At 73.8% G+C, this 5,853-nt stretch carries 4 protein-coding genes; all 4 read left to right on the top strand.

What is annotated here, in order from left to right:
- The first annotated feature begins 235 nt into the window (after positions 1-235).
- The gene (locus tag IF73_RS0136800) at positions 236-1,165 is read left to right on the top strand and encodes an aromatase/cyclase (protein WP_234338453.1); all 930 of its coding nucleotides are present in this window, start codon (positions 236-238) and stop codon (positions 1,163-1,165) included.
- Positions 1,166-1,325: 160 nt separating this feature from the next.
- On the top strand, positions 1,326-3,119 hold the full coding sequence (locus tag IF73_RS0136795; RefSeq protein ID WP_051717738.1) for an acyl-CoA dehydrogenase: 1,794 nt from the start codon (positions 1,326-1,328) through the stop codon (positions 3,117-3,119).
- 58 nt (positions 3,120-3,177) lie between these two features.
- Positions 3,178-4,038, top strand: coding sequence for a 4'-phosphopantetheinyl transferase family protein (locus IF73_RS0136790; RefSeq protein ID WP_051717736.1), 861 nt, complete (start codon positions 3,178-3,180; stop codon positions 4,036-4,038).
- 200 nt (positions 4,039-4,238) lie between these two features.
- Positions 4,239-5,853 (top strand): condensation domain-containing protein (locus tag IF73_RS38375; protein ID WP_037881772.1); only part of this gene is annotated, 1,615 nt, incomplete at its 3' end.

Raw genomic sequence — 5,853 nt, 5'->3', positions numbered from 1 at the left:
CGGCGCGCGCCACCCCCCCCCCCCGCCCCCGCGGCCGGCCCTGCCGCACCGTGTCCCGCCTCGCCACCGCACCCGCGCTCGCCCGCTGAGCCCACCCCCCCTCGCCCCGGCCGCCGGCCCCGCCCGGTTGACGCCCCACGGCCGACAGCCCGCCCCCCGATCCCCACGGGGCGCACCCGGACCCGCACAGACGAGGAAGCGAGGTGTCCACATGCCCGCTCGGCGCGTGCACCGCATGACACACGACGTACGCGTGGCCGCTCCCGCGAGCACGGTGTACGCACTGATCGCCGACCCGCTGAAATGGCCGTTCTTCTTCTCCCCGAGTGTCCACGTCGAACGGCTGGAACCCGACGGCGACCGCGAACGGCTGCGCATGTGGGCCCTCATGGACGACCGCGTGACGTCATGGATCTCCTGGCGGCGCCTGACCCCCGGACAGCGCCGCGTGGAGTTCGGGCAGGAACACCCCGCCCCCCTGCTGCACTCCATGACCGGAGCCTGGAGCGTGCACGTCCGCGGCGAGCACGACTCGCGCCTGGTCCTCGACCACGACTTCAGCGTCGTCGACGACCGGCCCGAGAACACGGCCTGGGCCGAACGGGTCACCGACCGGACCAGCCGGATCGAACTCGCCGAGCTGAAGAACATCGCCGAACGGTGGACCGTCCTGGACGAGCTGATGTTCTCCTTCCAGGAATCGGTCCGCGTCAAAGGCCCGCCCGAGCTCGTCTACGACTTCCTCTACCGGGTGGGCGACTGGCCCGGACTGGTGCCGCACGTCACCCGGGTGGACTTCGTCGAGGAGAGCCCCGGAGTGCAGCGGGCGACCGTGCACACCCACACCGAAGCCGGCCCGCACACCTCCCGGTCGGTGCGGATCTGCTTCCCCCACGCCGGACGCATCGTGTACAAGCAGACGCCCGACCGTCCCCTGCCCACGACCCACATCGGCGAATGGGTGGTCCTCCCGGACGAGACGGGAGTGACCGTCCTCGCCGAGCACCACGTCCTGCTCGACGAGGCGGACATCGCCGCCGTCCTCGGCGAGGGCACGAGCATCGCGCAAGCCCGCAGACACGTGCGCCAGACACTCCGCCACGAGTCCCTCACCCTGCTCACCCTGGCCAGACAACACGCGGAAACCGCCATACGCATGCTCTGACCCCGCCCGCGCCTCCTGCTCCCTCCTCGCCGCCCGCCCGCGGACCCCACCGCCCCGCCACCCCCGACCCCGCCTGTACCGGGTCTCGAGCGGTCCTGCGGCAGGTGTCGAGCGGTCCTGGCCAAGGTCGGACACAGGCTTGAGGAAAGGGTTTGGAACCGTGACGAAGGAGCCGATCCACCCCGGTACCGCCACCTCCGGCGTCCCCCGTACCGCCCCGGCCGGCGGCGGGCACCACGACGACACGAGGGACGCCCGACGGCGAGCCGCCCGGCTCGACACACTCCTCGGCGACCCCTTCGACCCGGCCAACCCGCACGGCCTGCGGGCCCTGCTCGCCGCCGACGACGCACGCGAACCTCCCCACGTCACCGAGGAACTGCTCACGAGCCGGCACACCGCCGCCGAGTTCGTGCCCCTCGAACACGGCGGACGGCTCACCCGCGCCGACCTCCTGGTCACAGCGCTGCGCCCGGTCTTCCGCAGGGACCTGACCCTCGGCTTCGGCTTCGGCATCACCTCGCTGTTCGCCGTGTCCGCCGTCTGGGCGGCCGGCACACCGCAGCAACGCCGGCAGTCCGCCCGACTCCTCCTCGGCGGAGGGCGGGCGACCATCGTCCACCACCACATGGCCCACGCCAACGCCGTCCTCCGCGACGAGCTGCGCGCCCACCCCGCACCCGGCGGCGGCTTCCGGCTCGAAGGACGCAAGGACGCCGTCATCAACGCCGCCCGCGCCGACAGCCACGTCGTCTACGCACGCACCGGCGCGCCGGACGACGACCCGCACAGCCACTCCGTGCTGCTGCTGGACCCCGCCGCGCTGCCCGCCGACCGCGTACGCCACCACCCCCGCCTCCCACAGGTCGCGCCCCGCGGCGCACACCTGTCCGGAATCGAGTTCCTGGACTGCCCCGTACCACCCCAGGCGCTGGTGGGGCGTCAGGGCGAGGGCATCCCCCTCGCCGTGCGCACCGTCCAGGTCAACCGCGCCCTGGTGTCCGGACTGGTGATCGGCACCGTCGACACCGTCCTGCACGCCACCGTCCGCGCGGCGCTCACCGGCGGCCGCACCCGACCGGCCCGCCGCTGGCACACCCCGCTGACCGGCGTCTTCGCCGACCTGCTGGCCTGCGACGCCATGGCCACCGCCGCGCTGCGCTCACTGAGCCTGTTCCCCGCCCAGACCCATGCGACCGCCGCGGCGGTCAAGTACGTGGTCCCCGACCTGCTCCGGGAGTGCCTCAGCGAGCTCCAGTGCGTGCTGGGCTCCGCGGGCCCGGACCCCGCCGACCCGGCCGGCGAGGCGCTCGGCAGACTCGTCCGCGACCTGCCCGCCGCCGGCCTCGGCCACGCCGGCGCAGCCGCCTGCCAGGCCGTCATCATCCCCCAACTGCCCAGCCTGGCCAGACACTCCTGGTTCACCGAACCGGAACCGCCGCCCGAACTGTTCCGCCCGGCCGCCCGCCTGCCGCACCTGGACTACCGCCTGCTGGGGATCGCCGAGAGCCGCGACGTCCTCACCGCCGCACTGACCGGCGCGGCGACCCGTCTCGCCGACACCCACGACACACCAGGACCACGAGGAGCGCTCGCCCGCCTCGCGAAGACACTCGTGGGCGAACTGCGCGCACTGCACGAACGATGCCGCACCCTCCCACCCCCCGGTACGGCCACACGCGTCCACCCGTCCCTGTACGCGCTCAGCGCTCGGTACGCCCTCGTGGCCGCCGCCGGCGCGGTCCTGGCCACCTGGGAAGCCCAGGACGGCAGCGACCCGTTCCTCTCCGAACCCGCCTGGGCGGTCCTCGCCCTGACCCGGCTGGCCGGACGGCTCGGCCTCACCGCGGGAGAACCACCCGAGAGCTGCCGGCAACAGGTGCTGCAGGAACTCGTGCGCCGCTGCCGCACCGCGACCGGCTACGACCTCGCCGCCACCCCCTGCCCGTGGTGAACCGGAACCCGGCGGCCCCACCCTCCCGACCCCCGACCGCACGAGCCGGAGCCGGACCATGCCACCCCGACCCACCCCACCGCTACCCACGGCGCAGCACACCGGACCGCCGCGCATCACCCCACCGCTCCACGCCGCACCCACCGGTCCCTGGGACGCCGTCCGCACACGCATGCGGCGCGACGGCACCGCCGTGGTGTACTCCACCCGCACCGCGTGGCTGGACGGACCGCTCGCCGACGACGAGGGCCTGCGCCGCGTCCTCGGCCACGACTGGCCGCGCTACCAGCGCACCACCGACCCCACGGTCCGCGACCGGTTCGCGGCCTCCCGCCTGATCCTCAAGCACACCGCCGCCGCTGCCCTGGGCGCCGACGCCCGCGACATCGACCTCGCCTACCAGACCGGCGGCCGCCCCTACCTGCGCGGCCTCGACCAGATCCAGGTGAGCCTCACCCACACCGGCGACCTGATCGCCGTCGGCATCAGCCGGCACGGCAGGATCGGCGTCGACACCGAACCCCTCACCCGCACCATGGACTTCGACCGAGAACACCCCCTCATCTGCACCCCCGCCGAACACGCCCAGCTCGCAGCGCTGCCCGACGACCTGCGCAACGCCCGGATGCTGCGCCTGTGGACGCTGAAAGAGGCGTACACGAAGGCCCTGGGCCAAGGCCGCCGGCTCGGGTTCACCGCGTTCGGGTTCGCCGCCGACCACGACACCCTCCTCACCCCGGACGGCCGTCCGGCCGCGCACGGAGCATGGGCCTTCGCCAGCCACCCCGTACTCGGCCGCTACCTCATCAGCGTGGCCTGCCACGACGAGGGACTGGACACCTCACCCGACACAGCGGTCCGCACCATGCTCGACGAAGGCTTCTTCCGGACGATGAACGAACCGCCCCGTCCCGCCTGACCGACGCACCCGCCCCGGACGCGGGTCGGGCCGCGCTGCACACCTGCTGGAGAGACCGGACACCGCGCACCCGCTGCCGCTAGCGTGCCCCGCACCATCGCCGTCCGAGAGCAGAGAGGAGGCGAAGGGGCCGGCCGCCGCAGCACACCGCGCCCCGGGACGCCATGACCCGACACCGCCCCCCTGCACCCGTCTTCGCCGTGGTCACCGCCGGTCCCCCCGGACCCACCGGATCCTGGGACATCGAACTGCGCGGACCACTCGGCCACACCACTCTCCAGCGCCTCCAGGACGCGGTCACCGCGCGCGATCTCACCCACAACCCCGCCCGCCCCGCCCGTTCCCACCAGTGGTCGCACAACGCCCCCGACCACCACACGCTGCGCATCCCGCACGACCCGGCCGGCGACGCCTCCGCAGCGGCCGGCCGCATCGCCGACCTGTTCACCGCCCCATCACCCGCCCAGTCAGCCTCTCCCGCCCTGCCCCAGCAGGCGGCACTCCCCGAAGACGACCTGCGCCCCGGCACCGGCCGCCACATCGAACACCTCCTCTGGTCCTGGCACGGCCCCCTCGACATGACCCGGTTCACCACCTCCTGGCAGTCCGTCCTCGACCACGAGACCGTCCTGCGCACCGCCCTCACCCACGGCCCCGAACCGATGCTTCTCGTCCACGGCCGGACCACCCCGGACATCGAGCGCCGCACCTGCCACGACGACGACCTGACCACCGTCATCGAACACGACCGCCGGCGCGGCTTCGACCTGAGCCGTCCCCCAGCACTACGCCTCACCCTGCTGCAACCCCCCTCCACCGCCACCACGCCACCCACCCGGATCCTGCTCACCTACCACCGCGCCCTGATCGACAACCGCAGCGCCCACCTGCTGCTGCGCACCTTCTACCGCGCCTACCTGGCCGGCGGCACCCTCCCCGGCGGCGAACGCCGCCCCGACCTGCGCGACTACGCCGCCTGGAGCGCCGCCCAGGACCTGGACCAGGCACGCAGACACTGGGCGCTCCTCGCGCCGCCCCCAGGCGCCGCCTCCCGGCCGTGCGGCCCCGGCCCCGGCACCGCCCTGACCGGCATCGGCAGGCTCCGCCTCCGCCTCGACACGGCCGACACCACCCGCCTCACACGATGGGCGGCCACATGGGGAGCCGCCGACAGCACCGTGCTGCAGGCCGTCTGGGCGATGCTGATCTACCGGGCCGCCGACACCACCGGCCCCGTCCCCGTCCGCTTCGAGACCACCGTGCCGGGCCGCGGCATCCCCCTCGACGGCGTGGCCTGGACACCAGGACCCCTGCACAACCTGCAGCCGCTCTCCGTCGAAGTCGATCCGACAGGCACCGTGCCCGACCTCCTGGGACGACTACGCGACCGGGCACTCGACATGGCCGCCTACGAATGGCTGCCCGGCGCATGGATCCACTCCTGGACCACACCCGGCACACCCACCCCAGCCGACAGCTACACCGGATTCGACAATCCCCCCGACCCCTCCGAGGGACTCCGAGACGACCTCGCCGCCCACGGCGTCCACACCGGACACCCCAGCACCGTCCCCGCGTACTGCGGGCCGCCCATCGGACTGCTCGCCCACCACGACACCACCGGCGCCCTCGTCCTCACCGCGGTGCACGACCGGTCCGTACTCGGCGACGACGAAGCCCGGCGCCTGCTGACACAAACCGCCCTGCTGCTCCGCGGACTCCCCGGGTCCACGGCCCCGCACACCACCGTCGCGCAAGCCCTCACGCTCCTGGACGGCAGCCCGGTCCCCCGCATGGCCGCCCCCGCCCAGACGC

Source organism: Streptomyces sp. NRRL F-5727, from assembly GCF_000719555.1.
In the GTDB taxonomy this organism is placed as follows: Bacteria; Actinomycetota; Actinomycetes; order Streptomycetales; family Streptomycetaceae; genus Streptomyces.
This window is presented reverse-complemented; position numbering and strand designations above follow the sequence as displayed.